The sequence below is a fragment of the Tamlana sp. 2_MG-2023 genome, assembly GCF_030548465.1.
Lineage (GTDB): Bacteria > Bacteroidota > Bacteroidia > Flavobacteriales > Flavobacteriaceae > Pseudotamlana.
The window spans coordinates 141764-166356 of sequence record NZ_JAUOSF010000001.1 but is presented as its reverse complement, the minus strand read 5'-3'; the positions used below and the strand labels follow the sequence as shown (position 1 = coordinate 166356).

At 34.4% G+C, this 24593-nt stretch carries 27 protein-coding genes; 5 read left to right on the top strand and 22 right to left on the bottom strand.

Features of this window, described 5'->3' with window-relative positions:
- Positions 1–262: 262 nt before the first annotated feature.
- The 5 genes from tpiA to Q4566_RS00825 all read right to left on the bottom strand — a co-directional run bounded on the left by tpiA (position 263) and on the right by Q4566_RS00825 (position 4358).
- Positions 263–1012, bottom strand: coding sequence for a triose-phosphate isomerase (gene tpiA / locus Q4566_RS00845; protein ID WP_303417302.1), 750 nt, complete (start codon positions 1010–1012; stop codon positions 263–265).
- A gap of 32 nt (positions 1013–1044) precedes the next feature.
- The gene (locus Q4566_RS00840) at positions 1045–1536 is read right to left on the bottom strand and encodes a TlpA disulfide reductase family protein (RefSeq protein WP_303417300.1); all 492 of its coding nucleotides are present in this window, start codon (positions 1534–1536) and stop codon (positions 1045–1047) included.
- A gap of 67 nt (positions 1537–1603) precedes the next feature.
- Positions 1604–2680, bottom strand: a complete 1077-nt coding sequence (locus Q4566_RS00835; protein ID WP_303417298.1) for an ABC transporter permease — start codon at positions 2678–2680, stop codon at positions 1604–1606.
- Between the two features lie 41 nt (positions 2681–2721).
- Positions 2722–3816, bottom strand: a complete 1095-nt coding sequence (locus Q4566_RS00830; RefSeq protein ID WP_303417296.1) for a BT_3928 family protein — start codon at positions 3814–3816, stop codon at positions 2722–2724.
- Positions 3813–4358, bottom strand: coding sequence for a DUF1599 domain-containing protein (locus tag Q4566_RS00825; RefSeq protein WP_303417294.1), 546 nt, complete (start codon positions 4356–4358; stop codon positions 3813–3815). The genes Q4566_RS00830 and Q4566_RS00825 overlap by 4 nt, the downstream gene beginning before the upstream one ends.
- A 104-nt stretch (positions 4359–4462) precedes the next feature.
- Here Q4566_RS00825 and folP point away from each other — a divergent pair, with 104 nt between their 5' ends.
- From folP to cdaA, 3 genes are read left to right on the top strand one after another with little or no spacing between them, the layout of a single operon-like run.
- A complete protein-coding gene (gene folP / locus Q4566_RS00820; protein WP_303418112.1) occupies positions 4463–5287 on the top strand; it encodes a dihydropteroate synthase in 825 nt (274 codons plus the stop codon).
- Positions 5288–5293: 6 nt separating this feature from the next.
- On the top strand, positions 5294–5953 hold the full coding sequence (locus Q4566_RS00815; protein ID WP_303417292.1) for a hypothetical protein: 660 nt from the start codon (positions 5294–5296) through the stop codon (positions 5951–5953).
- A gap of 47 nt (positions 5954–6000) precedes the next feature.
- Positions 6001–6786 (top strand): diadenylate cyclase CdaA, encoded by a 786-nt coding sequence (cdaA, locus tag Q4566_RS00810; RefSeq protein WP_303417290.1) that lies wholly within the window; start codon positions 6001–6003, stop codon positions 6784–6786.
- A 142-nt stretch (positions 6787–6928) separates the two neighbouring features.
- Here cdaA and Q4566_RS00805 read toward each other — a convergent pair whose 3' ends face one another.
- From Q4566_RS00805 to truA, 12 genes are all read right to left on the bottom strand, one after another.
- The gene (locus tag Q4566_RS00805) at positions 6929–7165 is read right to left on the bottom strand and encodes a type II toxin-antitoxin system RelE/ParE family toxin (RefSeq protein ID WP_303417288.1); all 237 of its coding nucleotides are present in this window, start codon (positions 7163–7165) and stop codon (positions 6929–6931) included.
- An 85-nt stretch (positions 7166–7250) separates the two neighbouring features.
- The gene (locus tag Q4566_RS17085; protein WP_408056938.1) at positions 7251–7403 is read right to left on the bottom strand and encodes a type II toxin-antitoxin system ParD family antitoxin; all 153 of its coding nucleotides are present in this window, start codon (positions 7401–7403) and stop codon (positions 7251–7253) included.
- A 57-nt stretch (positions 7404–7460) separates the two neighbouring features.
- Positions 7461–7874, bottom strand: coding sequence for a hypothetical protein (locus Q4566_RS00795; protein WP_303417286.1), 414 nt, complete (start codon positions 7872–7874; stop codon positions 7461–7463).
- 151 nt (positions 7875–8025) lie between these two features.
- Positions 8026–8604: an NAD(P)H-dependent oxidoreductase gene (locus tag Q4566_RS00790; protein ID WP_303417283.1), complete on the bottom strand. Its 579-nt coding sequence runs from the start codon at positions 8602–8604 to the stop codon at positions 8026–8028.
- Positions 8605–8667: 63 nt separating this feature from the next.
- On the bottom strand, positions 8668–9231 hold the full coding sequence (locus Q4566_RS00785) for a Crp/Fnr family transcriptional regulator (protein WP_303417281.1): 564 nt from the start codon (positions 9229–9231) through the stop codon (positions 8668–8670).
- 154 nt (positions 9232–9385) lie between these two features.
- A complete protein-coding gene (locus tag Q4566_RS00780) occupies positions 9386–9841 on the bottom strand; it encodes a GNAT family N-acetyltransferase (RefSeq protein ID WP_303417279.1) in 456 nt (151 codons plus the stop codon).
- Between the two features lie 277 nt (positions 9842–10118).
- Positions 10119–10679, bottom strand: a complete 561-nt coding sequence (locus Q4566_RS00775) for an isochorismatase family protein (protein WP_303417278.1) — start codon at positions 10677–10679, stop codon at positions 10119–10121.
- Positions 10680–10810: 131 nt separating this feature from the next.
- Positions 10811–11464 (bottom strand): sterol desaturase family protein, encoded by a 654-nt coding sequence (locus Q4566_RS00770; RefSeq protein ID WP_303417276.1) that lies wholly within the window; start codon positions 11462–11464, stop codon positions 10811–10813.
- A 263-nt stretch (positions 11465–11727) separates the two neighbouring features.
- A complete protein-coding gene (locus Q4566_RS00765) occupies positions 11728–12012 on the bottom strand; it encodes an addiction module antidote protein (RefSeq protein WP_216068244.1) in 285 nt (94 codons plus the stop codon).
- Between the two features lie 3 nt (positions 12013–12015).
- Positions 12016–12315 carry a type II toxin-antitoxin system RelE/ParE family toxin gene (locus tag Q4566_RS00760; RefSeq protein WP_303417273.1) on the bottom strand — a complete coding sequence of 100 codons (300 nt, stop codon included), beginning with the start codon at positions 12313–12315 and terminating at the stop codon, positions 12016–12018.
- Positions 12316–12425: 110 nt separating this feature from the next.
- The gene (locus tag Q4566_RS00755) at positions 12426–14195 is read right to left on the bottom strand and encodes an ABC transporter ATP-binding protein (protein ID WP_303417271.1); all 1770 of its coding nucleotides are present in this window, start codon (positions 14193–14195) and stop codon (positions 12426–12428) included.
- A gap of 8 nt (positions 14196–14203) precedes the next feature.
- Positions 14204–14947, bottom strand: coding sequence for a tRNA pseudouridine(38-40) synthase TruA (gene truA, locus Q4566_RS00750; protein ID WP_303417269.1), 744 nt, complete (start codon positions 14945–14947; stop codon positions 14204–14206).
- A gap of 87 nt (positions 14948–15034) precedes the next feature.
- On the opposite strand from truA, the gene Q4566_RS00745 reads away from it, so the two are divergent.
- Both Q4566_RS00745 and Q4566_RS00740 read left to right on the top strand, forming a co-directional pair.
- Positions 15035–15541 carry a metallophosphoesterase gene (locus tag Q4566_RS00745; RefSeq protein ID WP_303417267.1) on the top strand — a complete coding sequence of 169 codons (507 nt, stop codon included), beginning with the start codon at positions 15035–15037 and terminating at the stop codon, positions 15539–15541.
- 163 nt (positions 15542–15704) lie between these two features.
- Complete coding sequence (locus Q4566_RS00740; RefSeq protein WP_216068179.1) at positions 15705–16133, top strand: peptidylprolyl isomerase; 429 nt, start codon at positions 15705–15707, stop codon at positions 16131–16133.
- A 451-nt stretch (positions 16134–16584) separates the two neighbouring features.
- On the opposite strand, the gene Q4566_RS00735 is transcribed toward Q4566_RS00740, so the two are convergent.
- The 5 genes from Q4566_RS00735 to Q4566_RS00715 form a co-directional block, all read right to left on the bottom strand.
- On the bottom strand, positions 16585–17469 hold the full coding sequence (locus Q4566_RS00735) for a carbohydrate kinase family protein (RefSeq protein WP_303417263.1): 885 nt from the start codon (positions 17467–17469) through the stop codon (positions 16585–16587).
- A gap of 414 nt (positions 17470–17883) precedes the next feature.
- On the bottom strand, positions 17884–19158 hold the full coding sequence (locus Q4566_RS00730; RefSeq protein WP_303417261.1) for a glycosyltransferase: 1275 nt from the start codon (positions 19156–19158) through the stop codon (positions 17884–17886).
- 19 nt (positions 19159–19177) lie between these two features.
- Complete coding sequence (locus Q4566_RS00725) at positions 19178–21274, bottom strand: HAD-IIB family hydrolase (RefSeq protein WP_303417259.1); 2097 nt, start codon at positions 21272–21274, stop codon at positions 19178–19180.
- A 220-nt stretch (positions 21275–21494) separates the two neighbouring features.
- Positions 21495–22952, bottom strand: coding sequence for a magnesium chelatase (locus tag Q4566_RS00720; RefSeq protein ID WP_303417257.1), 1458 nt, complete (start codon positions 22950–22952; stop codon positions 21495–21497).
- A gap of 211 nt (positions 22953–23163) precedes the next feature.
- The gene (locus tag Q4566_RS00715; protein WP_303417255.1) at positions 23164–24291 is read right to left on the bottom strand and encodes a VWA domain-containing protein; all 1128 of its coding nucleotides are present in this window, start codon (positions 24289–24291) and stop codon (positions 23164–23166) included.
- Positions 24292–24593 lie beyond the last annotated feature (302 nt).

The following is a 24593-nucleotide window of genomic DNA, read 5'->3' as shown; positions in this document are numbered from 1 at the left end:
GCGCATTGTTAGCATCTTTAAAATTTAAAAGTATACAACTAAATACTAGGCTGTAGAACTAATTATTTAGCGAATGGATTCTCAATCAAGTGTAGAATAACGTAAGGACGTGGTACCCGCGTTAGCGATTGAAGTGGCATCCTTTTTTGAGGTACGAGAAAAAGATATAACGTAAAGCGCGACCCCGATTTTTCATCGGGGTAACGCCCAAATTATTTTAATACCTTTCCGGATTAACGAAAATGGGTTATTTTATTAGAGTTTAAAACGCATTTACGATACCAAAGAAATCTTCGGCGTTAAGTGCAGCACCACCAATTAAACCACCATCTACGTCTGGTTTAGAGAAAATCTCTTCGGCGTTTGCTGGTTTTACACTTCCTCCGTAAAGGATTGAAACGTCTTCTGCAATATCGTTACCGTATTTATCGGCTAAAGTCTTTCTAATGAAGGCGTGCATGTCTTGTGCTTGGTCTGCAGTAGCTGTTTCACCTGTTCCGATGGCCCAAACTGGCTCGTATGCTAAAACGATATTTTGAAAATCGGCAGCTGCCAAATGAAATAGTGCATTTTTAATCTGACTTCCAACAACAGCTTCTTCGTTTCCTGCTTTTCTATCGGCTAACTCTTCACCAAAACAAAAGATAATACGCATACCTTTAGCTAAAGCCGCATCTACTTTTTTAGCTAGAGTTTCGTCGGTTTCATTGAAATACTCACGACGCTCACTATGTCCTAAAATAACCGTATTTATACCGATACTTTTTAGCATTGCAGCACTAACTTCACCTGTATAAGCGCCATTTTCAGCGAAATGCATATTTTGAGCAATTACCTCAATACCTGTACCTTTTGTACTGTTGTAGGCATGCCATAAGTTGGTTGCAGTAGGCGCAATCATGACTTCTGCATTTGTAGTTTTTGTCTGTGCTTTCAACTTTGTTATTAACGTTTCTGTTTGCGCTAAATCGTTGTTCATTTTCCAGTTTCCGGCTACAATTTGTTTTCTCATGGTAGTTTTACCTTGTTTTATCAAGGATTTTATTAGTTGTTTAAAATGTGTTCTATATTCTTGTCATCGGCCTCAACGGCTTTAAATAACTTTATGTTCCCTTCTGCATCAACCACCATATAGCGTGGTATCCAATCTATATTTACAAAATCTCCAAAGGCGCTTTTTTTACCGTTCTCTAAGTAATAATGTTCGCCTTCAACTTTGTACTTTTTAATGCCATTTTTCCAAGCATCTAATTTTCGGTCTAAAGATAAAAATACATAGGCAACATCGGGGTGTTTTTCTTGTAAAGCTTTTACTTTTGGCATGCCTTTTATACAATCGCTACACCAAGAGGCCCAAATATCGATAACGACGTCCTTGCCTTGGTGTGCTTTTAAAATATCTTTAAGAGCCACAGATTTCCCTTCTAAACTAAGAAAAGTATCGTTTAATGCGGCTTGGGTAAATTTTGTTGGGGTTTGTGCGTTACACGATGTAAAACTTAATAAGATAACAAGTAGGTAAACTATTTTTTTCATTTTAATGATGATTTATTATTAAACTAATCGGTCTTATTTTCTGCTTGAAACTAACACAAACAACACTTTATTCTAACTTCACTTTGGGATCTAACCAAACGTAAATAAGGTCTACAAAAATATTTATAATGATAAACAGCAACGCGATAATAAGCACAGCGCCCATAATTACGGGTAAATCTAAAGTGTTTAACGCGTTTACTATTTCTTTTCCTAGTCCGTTCCAACCAAAAATATACTCCACAAAAACGGCACCGGCCAACATGGAAGCAAACCAACCTGAAATAGCTGTAACCACAGGGTTCAAGGCATTTTTAATCGCGTGTCTATTTATAATTTGAAACTCACTTAAACCTTTAGCTCTTGCTGTTCTGATATAATCTTGATTAAATACTTCTAATAAGGAATTACGCATGAGCTGAATAACGACAGCTAGCGGACGAATACCCAACACTATGGCTGGTAGTATTAAGTTTTTCCAACGGATGTGCATGCCTTCTCCAAAATCGTCCAATTCATATAAGCTTCCTGTCATTTCCAAATTAGTATATTCATGCAAAACAAAACCAAAAAACCAGGCGAATAGAATAGCACTAAAAAAGGATGGTACACTCATACCAAAGGTACTTATTATTTGAATTAATTTATCCAACCAAGTATCCTTATTTAACGCTGAAATAACACCTAGAAACACACCTAAAAGCATCGCAATTACAATGGCTGTAATAGCCAAAACAAAGGTGTTTGGCAACGTTTCACTTAAAACCTGGCTCACCAACTTACCTTGTTTTGTAAAGGATTCTCTTAAATAAGGGAGTTTTAATACCGTGGTGGTGTTTCCAATAGAAAACAATTGCGTTTCATGATACTTTCCTGCTCTTAAAAAGGTATAGTCGTTAGAATTATTAGAGTGAAAGGATAAAGGTGATAAATCGTTGATGTAGTATAAATACTGGGTACTTATTGGTTTATCGAAACCATACTTTTGCTTTACCAGTGCTAACTGTTCACTGTCTTCATTTTGACCCAACATCATTTGTGCTGGATCACCAGGAAGCACATTAAATAAAAAGAATATCACCGTAACCACCCCAAAGAGAGTGAGTATAGCATATAAAATTTTATTTAATAAATAGCCTATCAAATAGATTATGGTTTATTTGTTAACGTTTAATAAGTCTAAAATTATAATTTTAAATCTTCAATATCGTTCCAATGTACTTTTTGCATCACCGTCCCTTTGTCTAACTCTATAATTCCAGGGTTTGATCGCACCACGGTTTTTAACGCCTTTTCATCACAAAGATAGAATTCAAAATCGATACTATAAGCTTCTTTTATGCGTTGTTTAGCAGCTTCTCCAGAAGCCGTTAATCCTATAATTTTAAAACCATTTTGTCTGGCTCTATCTTGCAGTGCTTTTAATTTCACAGCACCACCTTTTTCTATCTTTTCAAGACTGTAAGATACCACAACAATCAATTTTTCTTCTGCTAAAAACTGCGCTGTTAGATCTTCTTCCTCGCTTTCTATGGAGAAATCGTAAATTGGTGGTACGTAGCCTTCTTGAATCACTTTGGTTTCAACACTTACGTATTCACCATCTACAGACGGATAAGAACCATTGGTTTTTATCACTTTTTCTTCTCCATTCACCTTGAATGTCCAACTGTATTCTTGAACCGGTTTTGGCGCATTTTCAGGAACTGTCATGCCTTCAGTGATATTGGCACCAATTTTATAGGCTCTAAAATCTATAGCTGGTAGGTGTTCTAAAACATGAAAACCAAACCATAAACTTAAGATAAAACTAAGCAACGCAAAAATGGTAGTTTGTAATTTCCCAAAAACAGGATGAATGTATTTTACACCTACAAATAGGATGAGAATAAATACCAGTAGTACTAAATCTTTAGTAAAACTTTCCCATGGTGTTAATTTTAGGGCATCACCAAAGCAACCGCAGTCTTTAACTTTATCGAAATATGCTGAATAGAAGGTTAGGAATGTGAAAAAGACAATCATTAAAAGTAAGCTCCAAACCGTGAATTTCGGCTTGTACCCTATTAATAAAAACACCCCTAAAACCACTTCGAAAACAACTACTAATATTGAAATCCCTAGCGCATAAGGTATTAAGACTTCAATATTCAATACATCGGCACCAAAATATTCTTGTAATTTATATGAAAACCCTAGCGGATCATTCAGTTTAATAAATCCGGAAATAATAAATAGGACACCAACAAAAATTCTTGAAATAGCAACTAATAGTCTCATGCGTTATCTGCGTTTAAGTGGATCATTGCGAAGATCGCGTAATTAATCATGTCTTGATAATTGGCATCAATGCCTTCGCTAACAATGGTTTTTCCTTTATTATCTTCAATTTGCTTTACACGTAGTAACTTTTGCAAGATTAAATCGGTTAAACTACTCACGCGCATATCCCGCCAGGCTTCACCATAATCATGGTTTTTATCCTCCATAAGTTTTTTCGTTACAGCGGCCATTTTTGTGTATAATTCGGTCGCTTCTTCAGTAGATAAATCGGGTTGTTCTACCACGCCTTTTTCTAACTGAATTAAGGCCATAATACTGTAATTTATAATCCCGATAAACTCACTAACCTCTCCTTCATCAACCTTTCTCACCTCATTTTGTTGCAAACCTCTAATACGTTGTGCCTTGATAAAAATCTGATCGGTAAGCGATGGTAATCTTAAAATTCGCCATGCACTTCCGTAATCACTCATTTTCTTAATAAATAAACTTTTACAGGTATCTATTACGGCATCGTATTGTTTTGAAGTATCTTGCATGAATAAATTGAATTTTGCGTAAATTTCGCATAAATTATTAGAAAGTTCAAAGGTTTAAGTCTTAAAGTTCAATTAATATGGCTAGACCACACAAAACCATATCAATGACCATAAATTGTAAAGGACAACTCATCGATTTAGCATCACCAAAAGTGATGGGCATATTAAACATGACACCAGATTCGTTTTATGATGGCGGCGTTCATAAAAATGAAAAAGAAACCCTTTTGGTAGTAGAAAAAATGCTAAAAGATGGCGCTACTTTTATTGATGTTGGCGCTTATAGTTCACGCCCCAATGCCGATCATGTGAGTGAAACCGAAGAGTTAAATCGTATGCTTCCCATTGTAAAATCTCTTGTAAAAAACTTTCCTGATATTTTATTATCTATTGATACGTTTAGAAGTGAAGTTGCCAAACAAAGTATTGAAGCAGGCGCGGCATTGATTAACGATATTTCGTCTGGAAAATTAGATGATAATATGTTGCAAACGGTGGCCGACTTAAAAGTACCTTACATCATGATGCACATGCGTGGCACGCCTAAAACCATGCAACAACAAACCGATTATAACGATTTACTAAAAGACGTATTATTTTATTTTTCTGAACGGATTGCTGCCGCTAAAGCCCTAGGAATCATTGATATTATTGTAGACCCAGGTTTTGGTTTCGCGAAAACTTTAGAACAAAATTTTGAGCTACTCAATAAATTGGAACTCTTAAAAATGACCGATAAACCTTTGCTGGCAGGCATTTCAAGAAAATCTATGATTTATAAAACCTTAGAAACTACTGCTGACAAGGCCTTAAACGGCACGTCAATTTTAAACACCATTGCCTTACAAAAAGGAGCTTCTATTTTACGCGTTCACGATGTGAAAGAAGCTGTTGAAACGATTAAACTTGTTGAAGCTTTAAAACAATAAACCGTCATGAGATACTTTATTTTACTATTAATGACGCTTCTATTGTGTGCCTGCGGAAATGAAAAAGTAATTCAACTTCCAGAAATAGACCATTCTGAAATTACAGAAATTAACGATGTTTCAGCGGCTTATTTATTTTACGATGAAACACAAAAAGATAGTGTTGAACTTAACCGAAAAAACCTCATCGTTTCAACCAATTGGCTTATTAATGTTGATAAACGCCTATCACTGAAACAAGTAGTTCCTCACATTCAGTTTTTGCAAGAAAAAAAAGAGAATTCGAGTCATAAAAATGAAAACGCAAAAAACTACTACACCTGTAACGATATAAGTCGAAAAGATTTGGGCTTTATTGAATTTACCGATATTGTTTATAGCAATGACTCCGACCAATTAACTCCCGAAGACACCTATTTTATTGCAACTTTTGACTTGAATCAAATTATTGTTTTTGGACTAAATGGTACTGAACATAAAACAGACATTAAAGATTTAGTAAATACTGTAATGAAAACAACTTCTCAGGCTAAAGAAGCAGGCTCTATAGGTTTATCTTTCTATGATAAACTTCCTTTTGAAGATTATATTACTTTTAAATCTGAACTATCAAAACTCAATTTAAAAAATATAAAGATTTCAAATAACGAATTTATTTTTAATTAGAACGCGTTCTCATATTTCACTAAATTTACAAAAAATCACTTTTATCATTGGAAATATTTAAAGACATCCTAAACTTTACTGTAGTAGATATTATCGATGTTATTCTTGTTGCGGTACTGCTTTACTACCTATATCGATTAGTTAAAGGCACCGTAGCCATCAATATATTTATTGGAATCATTATTATTTACGGGGCTTGGCGATTAACCGACTTCCTTAACATGGAACTCCTCACTGGAATTTTTGGAGGCTTTATGAAAGTAGGTATTATTGCCTTGATTGTCGTTTTTCAACCTGAAATCAGGAAGTTCCTATTGATGGTAGGCTCTACAAATATTGGACGACGTGGAAAACTATTCAAGCAATTAAACTTTTTAAAATCTGAAGCAAGCAACGAAACCGATGTAGATGCTATAATTTCGGCTTGTAATAAAATGGCTCAAACTAAAACTGGAGCCTTAATTGTTTTTGAACGTAATAACAACCTCGATTTTTTATCGGAATCTGGTGATGAAATGAACATAAAAGTCACCCAACCCATTATTGAAAGCATCTTTTTTAAGAATAGTCCGCTACACGATGGCGCCATCGTTATAAATAACAATACAGTAAAAGCGACCCGCGTTATTTTACCTGTAAACAACGAAAAAAACATCCCTAAACGTTTTGGCTTACGCCATAGAGCAGGTATTGGAGTTTCCGAAAAAACAGATGCTATTGCTTTAGTGGTTAGTGAAGAAACAGGTCATATTTCCTGTTTTAAAGATGGTGAGTTTGTGGTTTATGATGATTTAAATGAATTGAAGAATCTTATTAAACGTGAGTTGGTTTAGGTTGTTGTAAAGCCTGAAATAAATGTATATTATATTTTCAGCTGGTCGAAAGTTTGCAACCGTTAGTGCGAATATTTATTTCAATCCTTTTTTAACATCCATTCTTTGCTGCAAAACTCTAACGATTTCAACCAAGCCACCTTCAACTTTTTTTGTAAAAAATGAGATGTGATTTAATTTTCGTTACTCTATAATCCTTTCGAGTTTGTTCTGCCGATTTCCCTACGAGATAATGATCTGCTATAAATTCGATTTCTCCAATTATTAAATCGTAATATCTATCAGCTTGCTCTTTTGACCATTTAAGAAAAGTATAAACCCAAATATCATTTAAATCAGCAATAGCTTGTTTACTTATTCGATATTTGTTTTTACTCATAAGTGTTTACCGTGCAATTTAGACAGATTTTCTTTTGGATTAAAATCTTCAACAAAACCACTATTTTCACCTACTTTTAGGGCTTTTATGAGTTCCCTTTCTTTTTTTCTTCGCGCTCCAACAAACGTAATGCCGAACGAATGACTACGCTAACAGAACCATATCTATCAGAATTTACTTCCTTTCTGATGAAATCTTCAAAATGATTCCCAAGTGATATTGATGTGTTTTTTCCCATTTCGAATACTATTTAATCCAAAATCACTAAACATTGGTAACATAAACAAGCCATTAGCTATACATACTGCTGAAGTTCATTTTTCATATTCATTCTTTTGAAGGAGAATGTCTGTGAGTTTTCATTCAGAAAATCAATCATCACAATAGCGTTTGCTGCTAGCTTATTTTTATAACAACCTACTTCAGAATCCACCGATAACGAATCCTTCAAAACTAGATAAATCAATTCAGCGATCTTATCTGTATGAGATGCTTCTATTTCTGAAAGTTGCTTTATTAATTCCGAAGCTTTCATTTCAGAAATATTATTTAATGACATATTAAATTCATTATTTAAAACGGCATTCAACTCCTCTATTCTACTTTTATAATCATCTGGGTTTCTTCCTCCTATTTTTTCAATTAAACCTGTCAGTAATAAATTCAGTTTTTGTATTTCTCGTTTTATGAGGTCTTTTTCTATTGCCATTTATAAATTTTAAGGGTTGGCACTTTTAAGGAGTACCATTCTGGATTTTTTAATTACTTTTCTAAATCTGTAATGAAATTAGGTTTAATGCTTAATCATTAAACCTTTATAGCTTGAGTCATCAACCAATTTCAAACGCTATTAATCATAGTTATTGTATACTTTCTCCTAACAAAGCTATTTTTTCCAACCATTTTTTTCTAAAAACGGAACTTGAACTTTTAATTGTTGAAATATAAGTGACTTTAACGGGGTTTATTCCGCAAAATTGTAAAGTTCCTTTTTTAAATTGGTTTATTGCTGGTCTTTTCATAATTAAAAAATCGTACCATTTAGGAGTGTCTGCTGTAATAATCAATCGTGCCGATTTACCTTTCAAGAGTTTTTCTGGAAATGGTTTCCCATCAATGAGTTGGTAAGTAATCCCAGGCAGAAATGTTCTATCAATAAACCCTTTCATTAATGCAGGGTAGCTATACCACCACACTGGAAATACCCACACGATATGGTCAGCTTGTTTTATTTTATCAATAGCATCAACTAAATCGGGTTCCAATGCTGTTCTTTTTCGGTAACCAAATTGCAGATTAGGGTTAAACTCCAATTCCGCGATGTTAATTTGGCTCAGTATTGAATCTGTTTTATTTACACCTTTCTTGTAAGCCTCAGATAACGCATAATTAAAACTCTCTTTATCTGGATGCCCATTAATAATCAGTACGTGTTTCATATTTGTTCTATGTTTTTTTTTACAAAGAACTGTGTCATCAAGCTTCTTTAAAAGGACATTTGTCTAATTCGAAATCGCCTTTCTTATTCGGCTTAAATGTCTTTGAGTAATCCCTAAATATGAAGAAAGGAAGTTAAGAGGTATTAATTGCAAAAATTCTGGATGATTTTCGAGTAAATCTCGATACCTTTTTTCAGCAGATTCCTTTTGCAACAGGAATATCCTTTTTTCCATTTTGATATATTCTTGTTCTGCGATGAGTTTAAAAAACTTCAACCAATTGGTACTTGATTCCTCCAATTTTAAAATATCACGCCTAGATATCGTTAAAATTTCAGTATCGGTTAGGGCTTGAATATTCTCAACAGTTTTATTTTGAGATAAAAACGAAGAATATGCACTCACAAATGTATTTGAAAAAGTAAAACAATAGGTTACTTCTTCTTCTAATGATGAATAATAAAATGACCTGAATAATCCAGAAGTTACAAAACCAACTTCAGTAGATGTTTGACCTTCTTTAATAAAAAATTCGCCCTTTTTCAATTTTTTAAGAACGACCTTCTTTTCTAATAAATCAATATCTTCGGTGGTGAGTATTCCAAATGTTTCTAGATAGTTCCTCATTTTATGTATTTACTGCTAGCATTTTTATATATGATTTGTTGCGTGGTTTACCCCGTAATTTAACAAATAAAACTAATAGAATCCTGATTGCTATCGGGACGGGAGAATTTTCGCAAGTAGGCTAGAGCTATCATTAAATTATACGGAGTAGGCATTAGTTTTTTTCTTCGCTATAAACATTTGAATTATGCTTTTCCATATAAAATTCAGGATTAGATAACTCCCTAAATTCGAATTTTTTATAAAGCCATTCTGCTGTATTGGTTAATAAAATCCAACGTCTTAATCCTTGAAGATTTGGATGTTCCATTATTTCTTTTATCAACCATTTACTTAATCCTTTTCCTCTATATTCCTTTAGAATATATACATCTCCTAAATATGCAATTGTTGAATAGTCTGAAATTATTCTAGCAAAACCAATTTGTTTGTTTTCGCAGTAAAGCCCAAAATTCAAAGAGTTTTCAATTGATGTTTTCAAAGTATTGATTGGAATTCCATTAGCCCAATCAGTTTCTTTTGCAAGGAAGTTGTGGATACTCAAAACATCTAATTTATTCTTATCGGTCGAAATGGTATATTCATCTCTATGTATTTCTCTAATCTCCATTTTCAGTTTTTTAAATTAACACCAAGTTTATGTATGAGACTAGCTACGTGATTAAAGGCCTAATTTAGACAAAATGAAACGAAACATAAGAAAACTCATAGTGTTTTCTAAGTAGATGGAAACTAGTTAATTATTTTTCCATGGAGAACGTTCTGCTATACTTTGTAGGGGATTTAAAAGTAGTTAATTTCCTAATAAGCACTTAGCCAAATCAAAAGGTTTTGTGGACTTAGTAAATACATACTAACTTTTGAATTAAACACCAAACCCTAATTAATTATAGGTATAGTTGGTGTAACGTTTTTATTTCTTCCGCTTTTTCTACTTTGATCTTCCCTTTTGTCGGTATCATATTTCTCCAAACCCAGTTATAATGCTCAATTACTTGTCTAGCATTTAAGTGTGGTCTTTCCCCTGTTGTATGTCCATCTTCAACAACAGTTATATTGTAATCCTTTATTAGTGCGGATTGGATAGTAGATTCTACACAAAAATCAGTTGCGCAGCCGGTAATAACTAATTCATTTACATTTAATTTTTTAAGCATTAACTGAAGTTGCGATCTGTAAAAGACATCATTTGCATATTTATCAATTCGAACATCATTAGCTAATATGATTAAATCATCCAAAATTTGCCAATCGGTACTATACTTTTCAAATTCACCGGTTCCTGTTCCGTCGTGTTGGATACAAATAACGGGAAAGTTTAATTTGCGAAATAATTCTGAAAGAATGTTGATTCGCCTAATAACTCCAGTTGTGTCAAATCTTGGTTTTTTTGGCGTGAAAGAGCCTTTTTGCATATCAATTACTAATAAAGCTTTTCTATTTTTCATTAATATTTTGCTTTTATTTTATCTTATAAATACACCAAGTTTTATATTTAGTGGACTTCACTTATAAACAAAGACCTTTGGAGTTAACACAAAAGCCATGTGTTTTTTTATACATTGTTAGCAAACGCATTTCATCTTTTCGCCTCTGTTTTAAATAATTTATCCCAAAAAAATGTATAAAATCCAAAATTCCCATTATTAAGCTTATGATGAGCTTTATGAAATGTATTTGTTGTGAAGATAAATAAGAAAGGTTTGTAGGTGTTCCCATTTAAATGTGTTATTAAACCATACAGCCAATTGAAAAATAAAAATAAAATAAAACCATAAATATTAAACTGAAACAAAACAGTTATCAAAGTTAGTAATAATCCGAAAAATATAGCTTCCCAAGGAGACATATGATATAAACTAACAGAATTAAATTTATCTGAATGTTCGTGATGTTTTGAGTGAATTTTTTTTAATAAACTTAAACGATGAGATAGATAGTGTAAAGCATACATTAAAAAATCCATTAACAAGAATACAGCAACAAAAGAGAACCAAATATTGTATTCAGAAAATATAATTAAATCATTAACCCATAATATATAGCCAGGTATGGCTATTATAATATTTATACACAAAATAAGTATTGAACCTATTATTTCCTTTTTAAGCAGATCTTCTTGATAATTGTATATTTTATTCCACAACTTACTAATTGCAATAGTTAATATATAGGTGAAAATATTCGCTATTATTAGTAGTGAAAAAAAAGTAATTGGATTTTTTAACTCCATAATATATTCAATATTTCTTTATTGTAAGATGTTTGACTGATCATGTTATTATGTGTTTACAACGTTCTCAGCTATGCTTAGTACGGGATTTAAAAGTAATAACTTTTCAGTTTAAACACTTAGCCAAATCTTTTTATTTTGTTTTATCTTTTTTAGAAATAAAGCCAAATCAAAAGATATGGCGGACTTTGCAAATACAAACTAAACTTTTGATTAAGCACCAAAACCCGTATTAAGTATAGGCATTGTTGTGGTGCGTTATTTTAAGCAGACGCAGGATTTATCTGTATTTGTCCTCCTATTGCTTTTAATACTTTCATAATCGTTGCGAATTGAGGTTTCGCTCCCTCAGATAGTGCTTTATATAAACTTGGTCTACTTAACCCAGTTTCCTCCGCAATTTTTGTCATTCCGATAGCCTTTGCAATATGTCCGATTGCGTTGATTATATCTGCATTATTACCTTCTTCCAAAACAGTGTTAAGATATTCCGCAATCATTTCTTTACTGTCCAAATAATCAGCTATTTCAAATCTTGAAGTTCCCATTTTCTATTTATTTAATTTTTTCCAAATCACTTTTGCTTTCTCGATGTCCTTTTGTTGTGTTGATTTATCTCCACCAATCAGAAGAATAATTATTTTACCATCCTTTTCTTTGAAGTAAACTCTGTAGCCTTTTGCAAAATTTATTCGCATTTCCCGAATTCCTTCGCCAATAGTTTTGCAATCGCCGAAGTGTTCATTAGTCTCTAATTTTTGAATTCTGAATAAAATTTTGGCTTTTGCTTTAAAGTCTTTTAGCTTTCTCAGCCATTTGTCAAATTCATTTGTTTTCTCAATAAAGAACATAAAAACTGTATCTACCTGGATACAAAGTTAAGAAAAAATATTTAAATAATTTAGATTCAGAATTAGTTTTCGGCTGAGTGTGTTAATGAACAACAATAAATAACCCTCCTCTAAGCCACATGTTCCTTCAAAAACTGCACTTCATACAAGTTTTTGTAGTAACCGTTTTCTTTTTTGAGTAATTGCTCGTGCGTGCCTTGTTCTACAATTTCACCAGCATCCATAACAAGAATTTTATCTGCTTTTTGAATGGTTGCTAAACGATGGGCAATCACGATGGAAGTTCTGCCTTTGGTGATTTTATCGGTTGCTGTTTGAATGAGTTGTTCTGAATAGGAATCAACCGATGATGTTGCTTCATCCAATACTAAAATACTTGGATTGGTGACATAAGCACGTAAAAAGGAAATGAGTTGACGCTGCCCCGAAGACAACATGACACCACGTTCTTTCACATTATAATTATAACCATTTGGAAGGGACATAATAAAATCGTGAATTCCAATATCTTTCGCCGCTTGAAACACTTGCTCTTCAGTAATTTCTGGGTGATTTAAGGTTATGTTATTCATAATGGTATCTGCAAACAAAAATACATCTTGCAATACCACAGCTATTTGCGTTCTTAAGGAAGCTAAAGTTACTTGTTTTATATCGACACCATCAACAGAAATAACGCCCGATTTAATTTCATAAAAACGGTTTAGTAAATTTATAATGGTTGATTTCCCTGCTCCAGTTGCTCCAACAATAGCAATGGTTTCACCTGCTTTCACATCAAAGGAAATCCCTTTTAAAACGGTTTCATCTTCAACGTAATTAAAATAAACCTTATCAAAAGCAATCGCACCTTTAAAATTATCGGCAACATGTGTACCATGGTCATCAATTTGAGAGGTGGTATCAATCACTTTAAAAACTCTGTTAGCGGCTACCATCCCCATTTGAAGGGTATTAAATTTATCGGCTATTTGTCGTAAAGGCCTAAAAAGCATGGGTACGAACATTATGAAGGCTACTAAATCACCTTGAGAGACAGTGCTATCTTCCATAACAACGTTTAATCCACCATACCAAGCTACTAAACCAATAGTAATTGACGCTGATAAATCGGCCAAGGGAAAGAAAATAGAGTTATACCAAACGGTTTTTAACCAGCCTTTTTTATGACGTTCGTTAATGGCTTTGAAATTTTTATATTCTATATCTTCACGCGTAAAAAGTTGCAAAATTTTCATTCCAGTTAAACGCTCTTGCACAAAGGAATTTAAATTTGAGACTTCATTTCGTACTTCTTCAAAAGCCTTTTTCATATACTTCTGAAACACACGTGTCGCGTATAACAACAGTGGTAACATGGCAAAAACAATCAAACTTAGCTGAAAATTGATATACACCATAACCCCAAAAACAACAAGCATAGTCAATAAATCACGAACAATCATAAATAATCCCTGACCAAAAATATCTGCAATACGTTCCATATCGGTTACTGCTCTGGTGATTAAAACCCCTACCGAAGAATTATCGTAATACTTCATTTTAAACCGCAGTAAATGGTTGAATAATTTTATACGCACATCAACCACTAAATTCTGACCTAACCATGTGGCGTAATAGATAAATAACAACTGAAGGACGGTTGAAATTAAAAGTACCGCCAGCATGATAACCACATAAAACAAAAAGTCTCTCTCTTCCTTTTTGGTGATACTTTCATCTATGGCATATTTGGTTAAATAAGGTGTTGCTGCACTAAAAATTGCCAACAAAATCACACATACAATAAGACCATAAAAAACCGTTCTATAAGGTTTTATATAGTCAAAAAGCCGCTTAAAAAGCTGAAAGTCAAATAAATTTTCTTTTGGTTTACTCATCTAAAGTCTTAATATCTTATATCTTCTGGGTATTCAATATGCGTTAAAAACAAACCGTGTGCTGGTACCGAAAAACCGGCTTCACACCTACTTTTAGATTTGATAATATCATGTAATGCTTCAACTTCCATTTTCCCTAATCCGATGTTGATCATAGTTCCAACAATCGCACGTACCATGTTACGCAAAAAACGATCGGCTTTGATAATAAAATGAAGCTCATCATCTTTATAAAACCATTCTGCTTTCATGATGTCACAATTATAAGTTTTCACATCGGTATTACTTTTTGAAAAGCATTGAAAATCCTTGTATTGAAATAACACCTGACACGCAGCATTCATTTTATCAATATCTAAAGGCTTCTTTACGAAATACGTATTTTGGTATTGAAATACATTTTTTTTGGTCGTAATACGATACAAATACTGTCTACTTAACGCATTAAATCGCGTATGGGCTTCGGGCTTAACCTTAAAAACATCATGAACTGCAATATCTATTGGCAAATATGAATTAAGCTTATAAAGTAAATTGCTGTTTTCAAAAACAACATCGGTATCAAAATGTGCAAACATTTGCGAAGCATGTACACCAGCATCTGTTCTGCCCGCACCCATGATTGAAATAGCTTCTCCCAGAATAGTTGATAAGGCCTTTTCTAAAACCTCTTGCACTGAAATCGCATTGGGCTGATTTTGCCAACCGTGATAAGGTTTTCCGTTATAAGAAAGTTCTAAAAAATATCTCAATTTTAATACATTTGTTCAATCAACAAAGATAGGCAGTTTTATGCTTCTTAAGAAGTCTGCATCTTAATTCTATATTAAAAGATTTTCATGACTAAAATCCTACTGCTTTCCGATACGCACAGCTATATGGACGCTGATATTTTAAAATATGTAAAACAAGCAGATGAAGTTTGGCATGCTGGTGACATAGGTGATTTACAAGTGACCGATGCTATTAAAAAGCTAAAGCCGCTTCGGGGTGTTTACGGCAATATTGATGACGCTGAAATTCGCGTAGAATTTCCAGAACACAACCGTTTTATGTGTGAAGGTGTTGATGTTTGGATCACCCACATTGGTGGCTACCCACCTAAATATAATGTGAGAGTAATAGATGAAATTAAAGTCAACCCTCCTCGTTTATTCATTTGTGGGCACTCCCATATTCTAAAGGTGATGCCAGACAAAAAGCTGAACTTAATTCATATGAATCCTGGAGCTGTTGGTAAACACGGATTTCACAAAGTGAGAACCATGCTGCGCTTTACTATAGATGGCCAGAAAATTGATAATTTAGAAGTGATTGAATTCCCCGTAAGGCATCCTAAACCTTAAAACCTTCATTTATTTACATACAAGGACTTAGTAATGTCTTCTACAGAAACCTAAGCATCACAAAGTCAACAATTAACAGTATTTAACGTATAAAACTGTGACGTTCAATTCATAAATTGTAGCTTTGCCCTTCGATTTATTAAAACAGTAAACATAATTATTTATGAGTCAAGTAAAAGAAAATGATACCGTAAAAGTTCATTACACAGGAAAATTAGGAAATGGTCAAGTTTTTGACAGCTCTTTGGAAAGAGAACCTTTAGAAGTAACTCTAGGTCAAGGTATGCTTATTCCTGGTTTTGAAGCAGGTATTATTGACATGAAAGTAAACGAGAAAAAGACAGTTAACATTCCTGTTGCTGAAGCTTACGGAGATGTGCGTCAAGAATTATTATATGAAGTAAAAAAAGAACAATTACCTCAAGATATGGCTCCTGAAGTTGGGATGGGCTTAGCATCTAAAGATCCTGATGGTAGAGAAGTTCAATTTAGAGTTGCTGAAGTACATGATGAATACATCATCGTTGATGCAAATCACCCTTTAGCTGGTCAAGATTTAACATTCGATTTAGAGCTTGTAGAGATCAAATAATTTCTAATTACAAGTTAATAATATAAAAAGTCTGGACTTCGGTTCAGACTTTTTTGGTTTAAATAAATAGATTTTAGGCTATTCTGAATTCATCTGGATTAAGATATTTTTTAGTAACAAAAGACCCTTCAGGTTTTAAAAACCTGAAGGGTCTGCAAAGTCATTTCATCTGTGAAAATCTGTGAAATCTGTGTCTAAAAAAATCTGAGTGAGTCACTGTGAATTCTCTGTATACCTCCGTGTTATAATCTCGAAAGAGTAAGCTTCAAAAACTAAAAACTAACATAATTTCTTGCGAAGACGCTAAGCCGCAAAAATTTAACACGTAAAATTCGTGAGCATTAGTGAAATTCGTGTCAAAAAGAAAGCTTAGCGCGCCTCTGTGAAATCCTCTGTGATTCTCTGCGTAATAATATTTTTTAGTTGTAACCTCAGCCTTATAACTAAGCAGCTACTTCGGATTAATAAACGTCTCAATATCAAAAGTAGATAACTTAGGATTAGCCCCTTCTCTTTCCGCGACAAGCGCACCAACCGCACTTGCAAAGTTAATTGCCATTTGCGGTTCTATATTATTTAATAGCTGACTCACTAGCGATGCTAAAAAAGAATCGCCTGCACCAACCGTATCTTTCACTTCTATTTGATAACCACTATTATAGTATAATTGGTTATCGTATAACAAAACGGCACCATGCGAACCTTTGGTAACACAAATATGCTTCGTGTTTGTTTTTTCAGCAATAAGCATTAAATTTTGTTCCAATCCGTTGAATTTAGACCCTAGATAAGCGCTCACTTCAAAAAGTTCATCATCGTTAAACTTAATAAAATCAGCTTTATTCATGAGATAAATTAAAATATCGATGTTATAAAATGGCGGACGCAAATTGAGATCGAAAATTTTATACGAAGCCACTTCGATTAAGTCATAAAGCGTTTGTTTAGAAATAGCATCACGAGTGGCTAAACTACCAAAAACAAAAGCATCTGCATTTTTAACGGTTAATACTGCAGCATCTACCACGGTAATTTTATCCCATGCACGTGGATATTCAATGGTGTAACTGGCAGAACCTTTATCACTTAAAACCACTTGAACATCGCCAGTTTTAAAGTCTTCTAACTTTTGAACATGCTCTGTATTTATATTATTTTCTTCAACAAATTTCAACAAAGTCGTACCAAGCTCATCATGACCAACGGCACTAATCATCGAAACGTTGTGTTCAAACGACGCCAATCTTAAAGCTACATTTAATGGCGCTCCTCCTATTTTTTTATGCTCTGGAAAAACATCCCAGAGTACTTCTCCAAAACAAACAATATTGGACATGTCTTAATTTTTATTAATTTTCGTTATACTGAACTTGTTTCAGCATTTCAACTTTATTATTTCTTTAATTGTTTTCTGAAATCAGAAATTTATAAGCCAATAAAATTAAGCGCTAGGTTAGGCGTCAGATCGAGGCATCCTACAAAAATTTTGTAAAACGGTGATATTGATGTGATTTATTTTTTGGTTTGCAGACCCTTCAGGTTTCAAAAACCTGAAGGGTCTTATCACTCAATGATAGTAGAGTCGATATTGAATTCAGTTTTATAGTATCAATGTTCTCGACTCCGCTCGAACACCGTCTTACTCAGAAACGCTTTCGACTGTGCTCAACAAGCTGACAATAGTCTGCTAAAACTGACAACAATCGGCTCAAGCTAATGACCATAATCTCTATACCCCACGTGATGCTTTTTAATAAATATTCGATTCCATGGTTTGCTGATTAATAGAGTTTTTAAATATTTCTAAAATACGTTTAGCAATACCCGTCCACCCAAAATTACGTCGTGCAAAACGAGCTCCTTCCACAGACAGTTCATTTCTTAAATTCGGATATAATAAAGGCATTGACATCATCGCTCCAAATTCAACCGGACGATGCGGATCGGCAAACAAAGCTTGATTTCCAAAATCAATTAAATCATACAAACCACCGTGAACAGTCACCACACTTGGTGTTCCGCAAGCCATGGCTTCAATAGCTACCATTCCGAAAGGTTCATACCTAGAAGGCATGGCAAAAATATTTGCCGAACGGTAAACGTTTGCTAAATCTTCATCTGCAATATAATTTTTCCATTTAATTTTATCGGCAACCCCTAATTCTGTGGCTAACTTAACCAAATTTTCAACCCCTTGCTTATCTTGTTTAGAGTCTCCACCAACAGCCGCAACTAATCGTGCTTCAGGACAAAGATCAAAAACAGTTGGCAAGGCCTTAATTAACAAGTCGTAACCCTTATTATGAGCCATACGCCCTAATGCCAAAATATCGGTAGGATGAATGTCATATTTGAGTCGTATTTTATCATTCTCCTTTGTTGGAACGGGATAAAAGCGGTTTTCATCAATTCCTGGAGGAATCATGCCACAGTTACGCGCTAAAACATCATACTGCTGGGTTAACAAATCAACCTGAGGTAAAGTAGTTGCAATCACATAATTACACATTTGATACACGAAATATTCTTTTCGAATACGCTCTTTGAAACGGTAGGTTTTCTCCATTTCCTTTTCATCCATATCACTTCCCATAGAGTGCTGTTTCCACCATCCTAAGGAATGCGGCGTGTGTACGTGCGAAATCCCTAATTCTTCAGCAATTTTTTGTCCGGCCCATCCTGCATCCCAATAATGAGAATACACGATATCATATTTTTTGCGTTCCTTTTTAATCGCCGCTAAAGTATTTGTAACAAAGGCTTTAAGATGATCATGCATATCTTCTTTTCTGATGAATTTTTTTCCACCGAAAGGGATACGCCAAACATTATAATTTTCATTAACCTCATCATATTCAGGCTGATCTTCAAACTGACGCGTTACTAAATCGACATTACGTCCTAAACGACTAAAACGTTCTGCGAGCTCTAAAACATAAACTACTTGTCCGCCGGTATCTGGTTTTCCTAATTCTGGGTTTGCTGCAACATATCCGTGCAACGAGATCATTAATATTGACTTCATGTATTCTATTTTTTAGTTTTTATTTAGTTATTTTTAAATCGTGACAAGCTGAAATGTACTGCGCCGCAGACCAAGCTTGGTAGGCTTTCCCCATTGGTTTTCCGGTAACACCATGTGCCCATTCTGTGAATTCCCATTCTTCACTCATCCCTTCTTTATTAATTAAAGCGAGTTTATACAGTTCTGAAATAGCCATTTCTTTTTGACCTAATTTATTCACAAACTTCACCCAAAAACCACCTACGAATGGCCAAATACCACCATTATGATAATGATTTGGTAAGTTTAAAAGGTTTACGGTGTAGTAAGGACGCCAATCGGGATCTCCTGGCATAACCACCGGATACACATTAGCCACAGGGAACGGATCATTCACTCCAGCTCCTAACATAAATCGAAAGGTTTGATGAGCCTTTTCTGAATCTACCGTACCATGTAAGAATGCTAGGATGTTTCCTAAGGTATCACAGCGCCAGCTAAAATCAAAAGGTGTGGTTTGTGCAATTAAATAAGAGGTATCTCCTAAGGTGAATTGTTTTTCGGCAAAAGACACCGAATTAAACATTTGCTGTTTCGTAGAGGGCCAGAAATTCTGAACGATTTCCTTTTTTATCACCTGTGACCACCTAATGTATTCACCGGCCTGTTCTGAATCGCCTAACATTTCCAACATGCGCCCGAAACACACATTAGAACGGTACCATAAAATTTCATCATAAAGAATGTTATAACTTCTTCCGAATAAATCTGTCCAATCTCCAGCTTCAGGAATTTCTAATAAGGCATCATTATTACTATCGTGAGCGCCCAACCAATTCATGGTTTTCTTTATATCTTCAATATGGGTTCTTAAGAACTCAATGTCTTTAGTTACATTTACGTATTCATATAAGGCTATAATTACCCAAATACCACTGTCTATAGAACATATCCCTCCTACTCCTGAGTAGTCAGGAACATTGTCTTTAATACGCACATTCGATGGAATTTGACCATTTCTAGAAATGTGTTCTAATAATGTTAAAAGGGTTTGACGCTGGCATTTATGAATTTCTTCATCGTGAATAAGCGGTAGAGAACCAATCACAGTAATAGCACCGTCTCGAGCCCAAACACTATGATAATTGACATCGGTTCCGTGTGTAATATTATCTACAATAGAACATGCAGAAAACCCTAGAGGCGTAATGTTTTTCTTTAGAGCTTCAACTGCTTTTTCATAGCCTACCTTAATAAGTGCTATTTTTTCATCTTCATCTTCAGTAGCCATATTATTCAATTCCTGCTGAACAAAAAAATCATCGGTATGATCAACGTCTACGGCACAATTTGCTTCTTCTGATAACACCGCATAAAAAACCAGACCTTCAACAATACCATCACCTTGTTCCTTTTCAGAATGATAAACTTTACGGTGTTTGGTATATGCATAAAGTTCTTCATGGGCATTAGCCACAACAATACCTTTAACATCCTTTAAATCGAACATAGCCGAATCATTTCCGCTATCGCCCGCCACTACAACGTTGCAAGAATCTATATCTAGATTTCTGAGCAACCACTGTAAAGCGTTTCCTTTATTCGCCCATTTAGGTAAAACATCCAAATATTGTTCACCAGAATACACCACATTAATGTCCATATTGGCATTGATAAAATCTTGCTCAATACTTTCAATTAAAGCAGGTGTAGCATCATGAAAAAAGTAACTTCTTTTGTAGGCATGCTGAAACCTTGCAGGTTGGTCGCTTATGGGGTGCGTGATTCCTTTTATAACTTTTTCAACAGCATCTAAGTTCCAGCCATCATCCAGAATATCATTAAATTCCTTAACAACACTTTGGGTATTATAGTTATAAATGTGCGTTCCTACACCAGAAATGATATAATCAGGCTCTGGCAAAACTTTAGTTTTTATAAGATTTAAAACATCATCAATAAGCCGCCCGGTGTTATAGGTTAATAACACATCATCTGATGGCTTATACTGTTCCCAAATTTTACGAAAATTACTTTTGTAAGTGTGAAAATCTATTAACGTGTTGTCAATATCGAAAGACAAGAGCTTAATAGTGCTCTTATTAACAGGGTTTGTATCCATATATAAGAAAGACATTTTTTAAGCATTTTCGATTGTTTTCACTCAAAAACAACCAAAAAAAACATGTTTATTGGCTTAAATTAAGCAAAAAAAGCCATAAAAGCGTCCTCAATCAGATTGGATATGAACTGCTGAATTTATTTTTACTGAAATAAAAATATTACATACTTGAAAATATGTATTTAAAAATATATACTCCTTATACCATGAATATGGAAATTACCTAAAAATAAACTTAAATTCCACTTATAAAACTCCCATAAGGATCTTTAAACTGCATCCCTTCTGTAAACCTATGTTTGCTTAATTGTTTGAATTCCACCAGAGCCCAAAGCACAAATTCCTTAACGAAATAACTGTCTTCTAAAGATAAATTCGGTTGATGTTTTCCTAACAAATCATCTAAAGGAGAAATACCACTTAATAACCTTTTATAATCTTTGTCTTTGGAATCGTCTAACAACTCAAAACCTTCCTTCTGATTAAAAAACCAGGATACAATATCGTCATATTCCCCATCATCTTCTTGCTTTTGAAGTTTTTCAATTTTTGGAAAATATTCTACAAACATGGTTTTTACAGCCTCACCTATTAAATTGTAAGCCACTAGCGCAGCACCTTCCTGCTCACCTTCATAAACCAATTCGACTTTCCCGGTAATAGACGGAATGATTCCAACAAAATCAGATAAACGCACCGTTGTTTGTTCATCGCCTGCCAATAAAGCACGACGCTCGGCTGTACTTAATAGATTCTCTAGAGCCGTAATACTTAAACGTGCACTTACACCACTCTTTGCATCAATGTATTCGCTTTCACGGGCTTCAAAAACAATTTGTTCTAACAAATCACGAGCTAAATTTGGAACGACTACTGAAGATTTTTGTGCCTCTACCAGTTTCGCTTCTTGTTGAGTAATTTGTCTTGCTGTTTCAACATTTATTGGGTAATGCGTTAAAATTTGCGAACCAATTCTATCTTTTAAAGGTGTTACGATACTTCCTCTATTGGTATAATCTTCAGGGTTTGCAGTAAATAAAAACTGAATATCTAAAGGCAATCGCAGTTTAAACCCTCTAATTTGAATATCGCCTTCCTGTAAAATATTGAATAAAGCCACTTGAATACGTGCCTGTAAATCGGGCAACTCGTTAATAACAAATATGCAACGGTTTGCTCTTGGTATCATCCCGTAGTGAATCACGCGATCATCGGCATAACTTAATTTTAAATTGGCGGCTTTAATAGGATCTACGTCACCAATAATATCGGCTACCGTCACGTCGGGCGTGGCTAACTTTTCGGCAAAACGTTCGCTTCGATGTAACCAAGCAATAGGTGTATCATCTCCTTTTTCTTTTATCAGCTCTATAGCAAATCTGGAAATTGGTTGTAACGGATCGTCATTAATTTCTGAACCTTCCACATAGGGAATATATTCATCTAAAAGATTTAGCATCAATCGCGCTAAACGCGTTTTTGCTTGTCCGCGTAGTCCTAGCAAATTAATATTATGACGTGATAAAATGGCGCGTTCCAATTCGGGAATCACCGTATTTTCATAACCATGAACCCCTTCAAAAGTAGTTTCTTTATTTTTTATTTTCTGAATGAGATTATGTCGCAATTCGTCTTTTATCGACTGACTCTTATATCCTGATGCTTTAAGTGCTCCTAAAGTTTTTATGTTCATTACTTTTTTGTTTATTCGTTTATTTGATTATTCGTTGAATCGGCACTTCCATTGTTAATTTCCAATAGCAAATGGCCTACTACCATAGCTTACAGCTCTTTTCTAAATTAAAGGATTCCTCCTAACGTCGGAATGACATAAATTCAAATTCATAACTCTTAACTTATTAATTGTTTAACTGAAAACTGCGACTGCGACTGACAACTTCTATCTACCCCCTAATCCGTTTCTTCCTATTCGTTTCATAATCCTCAAAAATCATTTCGCCTAGACCTTTAATACCGGTATAAAAGGCTTTTCCTTGATTGGCATGTGTAAACTCCCTAACAAACTGTCGTAAATAAGCGTCTTGAGCAATCATAAACGTTGTTATGGGAATATGTAAACGGCGCGCCTGTTGCGCCATAGCATAACATTTATTGACGATATGCGCATCTAAGCCCATGCTGTTTTTATAATATTCACCGTCGGGAAGTCTTAAACAACTTGGTTTGCCATCGGTTATCATAAAAATTTGTTTGTTGGTGTTTCGTTTTCGGCGTAGCAAGTCCATGGCCAATTGCAATCCCGCCACCGTGTTTGTGTGATAAGGTCCTACTTTTAAATAAGGCAGATCCTTAATTTCAATTTGCCATGCGTCGTTTCCAAAAACCAAAATATCTAAAGTGTCTTTTGGATAGCGTGTGGTAATTAATTCGGCAAGTGCCATAGCCACTTTTTTGGCTGGTGTGATACGATCTTCGCCATATAAGATCATACTATGGCTAATATCAATCATGAGCACTGTACTCATTTGCGACTTATGCAAGGTTTCTTCAACTACCAAATCGTCTTCCGAAAGGATAAAATCACCAATACCATGACTTATTTGCGCATTTTTTAAACTTTCGGTCATAGAGACTTTATCGAGCGCATCACCAAACTGGTAATTTCTAAAATCACCAGTATGTTCATCGCCAGATCCTGGGGTTTTACTTTTATGATTCCCTTGTCCGCTGCGCTTGATATTCCCAAAAATACGATCTAGTGCTTGCTGCCTAATGGCGCGTTCAGTTTTCGCAGTAATAGCCGTACCTCCTTTTCCGTCTGGTTTAATTTCATCGCGTATATAGCCTTTCTTTTTAAGATCTTCAATAAAATCGTCTATGGTATATTCTGGGGTGGTTAATTTGTATTCCACATCCAATTCACGCAACCAATCTATGGCTTCATCAAAATCACCTGAAGTATGCGTGATAAGTTCTTTGAAAATCTCAAAAAGTTTATCAAAAGGCGATTGATAAGGCGCTTCGAAGGTTTTGAAAACAAAGCCTTTCCGTAGTGTCTTTTTATTTTTCATAGCTCCATAAAAATACTATAATTTTCTAGAAATATGAAAATGGGGTGATTAGTTTTTGGTTATTGGATGCTTACTCTTGCGAAAAATTATTACACGGAGCTACGCTGAGATTTCACAGAGGGGCACAGAGGGTTATTAATGTTTCATACAGAAGTGTAACTGTTCAACTAAAAACTCCAATTGAAAAGACTTCTTCTTTCGTCAGGAATGAAAACTTGAAACTTGAAACCCAGGACTAGATTTCCTCCCGCCGATTCAACAGTTAAACAAATAAACGATTAAACAACCTACCTGAATTTAGA

Excerpts from the sequence above, each read along its gene's own strand:
- Q4566_RS00780 (WP_303417279.1), bottom strand. The coding sequence starts at position 9,841 with ATGGAGATTAGAGAAATACATAGAGATGAATATACCATTTCGACCGAT.
- Q4566_RS00730 (WP_303417261.1), bottom strand. The coding sequence starts at position 19,158 with ATGAAGTCAATATTAATGATCTCGTTGCACGGATATGTTGCAGCAAAC.
- Q4566_RS17085 (WP_408056938.1), bottom strand. The coding sequence starts at position 7,403 with ATGGGAAAAAACACATCAATATCACTTGGGAATCATTTTGAAGATTTC.
- Q4566_RS00770 (WP_303417276.1), bottom strand. The coding sequence starts at position 11,464 with ATGGAGTTAAAAAATCCAATTACTTTTTTTTCACTACTAATAATAGCG.
- Q4566_RS00840 (WP_303417300.1), bottom strand. The coding sequence starts at position 1,536 with ATGAAAAAAATAGTTTACCTACTTGTTATCTTATTAAGTTTTACATCG.
- Q4566_RS00830 (WP_303417296.1), bottom strand. The coding sequence starts at position 3,816 with ATGAGACTATTAGTTGCTATTTCAAGAATTTTTGTTGGTGTCCTATTT.
- Q4566_RS00765 (WP_216068244.1), bottom strand. The coding sequence starts at position 12,012 with ATGGGAACTTCAAGATTTGAAATAGCTGATTATTTGGACAGTAAAGAA.
- Q4566_RS00725 (WP_303417259.1), bottom strand. The coding sequence starts at position 21,274 with ATGTCTTTCTTATATATGGATACAAACCCTGTTAATAAGAGCACTATT.
- Q4566_RS00735 (WP_303417263.1), bottom strand. The coding sequence starts at position 17,469 with ATGTCCAATATTGTTTGTTTTGGAGAAGTACTCTGGGATGTTTTTCCA.
- tpiA (WP_303417302.1), bottom strand. The coding sequence starts at position 1,012 with ATGAGAAAACAAATTGTAGCCGGAAACTGGAAAATGAACAACGATTTA.
- Q4566_RS00720 (WP_303417257.1), bottom strand. The coding sequence starts at position 22,952 with ATGAACATAAAAACTTTAGGAGCACTTAAAGCATCAGGATATAAGAGT.
- Q4566_RS00795 (WP_303417286.1), bottom strand. The coding sequence starts at position 7,874 with ATGGCAATAGAAAAAGACCTCATAAAACGAGAAATACAAAAACTGAAT.
- Q4566_RS00825 (WP_303417294.1), bottom strand. The coding sequence starts at position 4,358 with ATGCAAGATACTTCAAAACAATACGATGCCGTAATAGATACCTGTAAA.
- Q4566_RS00785 (WP_303417281.1), bottom strand. The coding sequence starts at position 9,231 with ATGAGGAACTATCTAGAAACATTTGGAATACTCACCACCGAAGATATT.
- Q4566_RS00760 (WP_303417273.1), bottom strand. The coding sequence starts at position 12,315 with ATGTTCTTTATTGAGAAAACAAATGAATTTGACAAATGGCTGAGAAAG.
- Q4566_RS00775 (WP_303417278.1), bottom strand. The coding sequence starts at position 10,679 with ATGAAAAATAGAAAAGCTTTATTAGTAATTGATATGCAAAAAGGCTCT.
- Q4566_RS00745 (WP_303417267.1), top strand. The coding sequence starts at position 15,035 with ATGACTAAAATCCTACTGCTTTCCGATACGCACAGCTATATGGACGCT.
- Q4566_RS00755 (WP_303417271.1), bottom strand. The coding sequence starts at position 14,195 with ATGAGTAAACCAAAAGAAAATTTATTTGACTTTCAGCTTTTTAAGCGG.
- Q4566_RS00805 (WP_303417288.1), bottom strand. The coding sequence starts at position 7,165 with ATGAGTAAAAACAAATATCGAATAAGTAAACAAGCTATTGCTGATTTA.
- Q4566_RS00715 (WP_303417255.1), bottom strand. The coding sequence starts at position 24,291 with ATGAAAAATAAAAAGACACTACGGAAAGGCTTTGTTTTCAAAACCTTC.
- folP (WP_303418112.1), top strand. The coding sequence starts at position 4,463 with ATGACCATAAATTGTAAAGGACAACTCATCGATTTAGCATCACCAAAA.
- Q4566_RS00790 (WP_303417283.1), bottom strand. The coding sequence starts at position 8,604 with ATGAAACACGTACTGATTATTAATGGGCATCCAGATAAAGAGAGTTTT.
- Q4566_RS00815 (WP_303417292.1), top strand. The coding sequence starts at position 5,294 with ATGAGATACTTTATTTTACTATTAATGACGCTTCTATTGTGTGCCTGC.
- Q4566_RS00740 (WP_216068179.1), top strand. The coding sequence starts at position 15,705 with ATGAGTCAAGTAAAAGAAAATGATACCGTAAAAGTTCATTACACAGGA.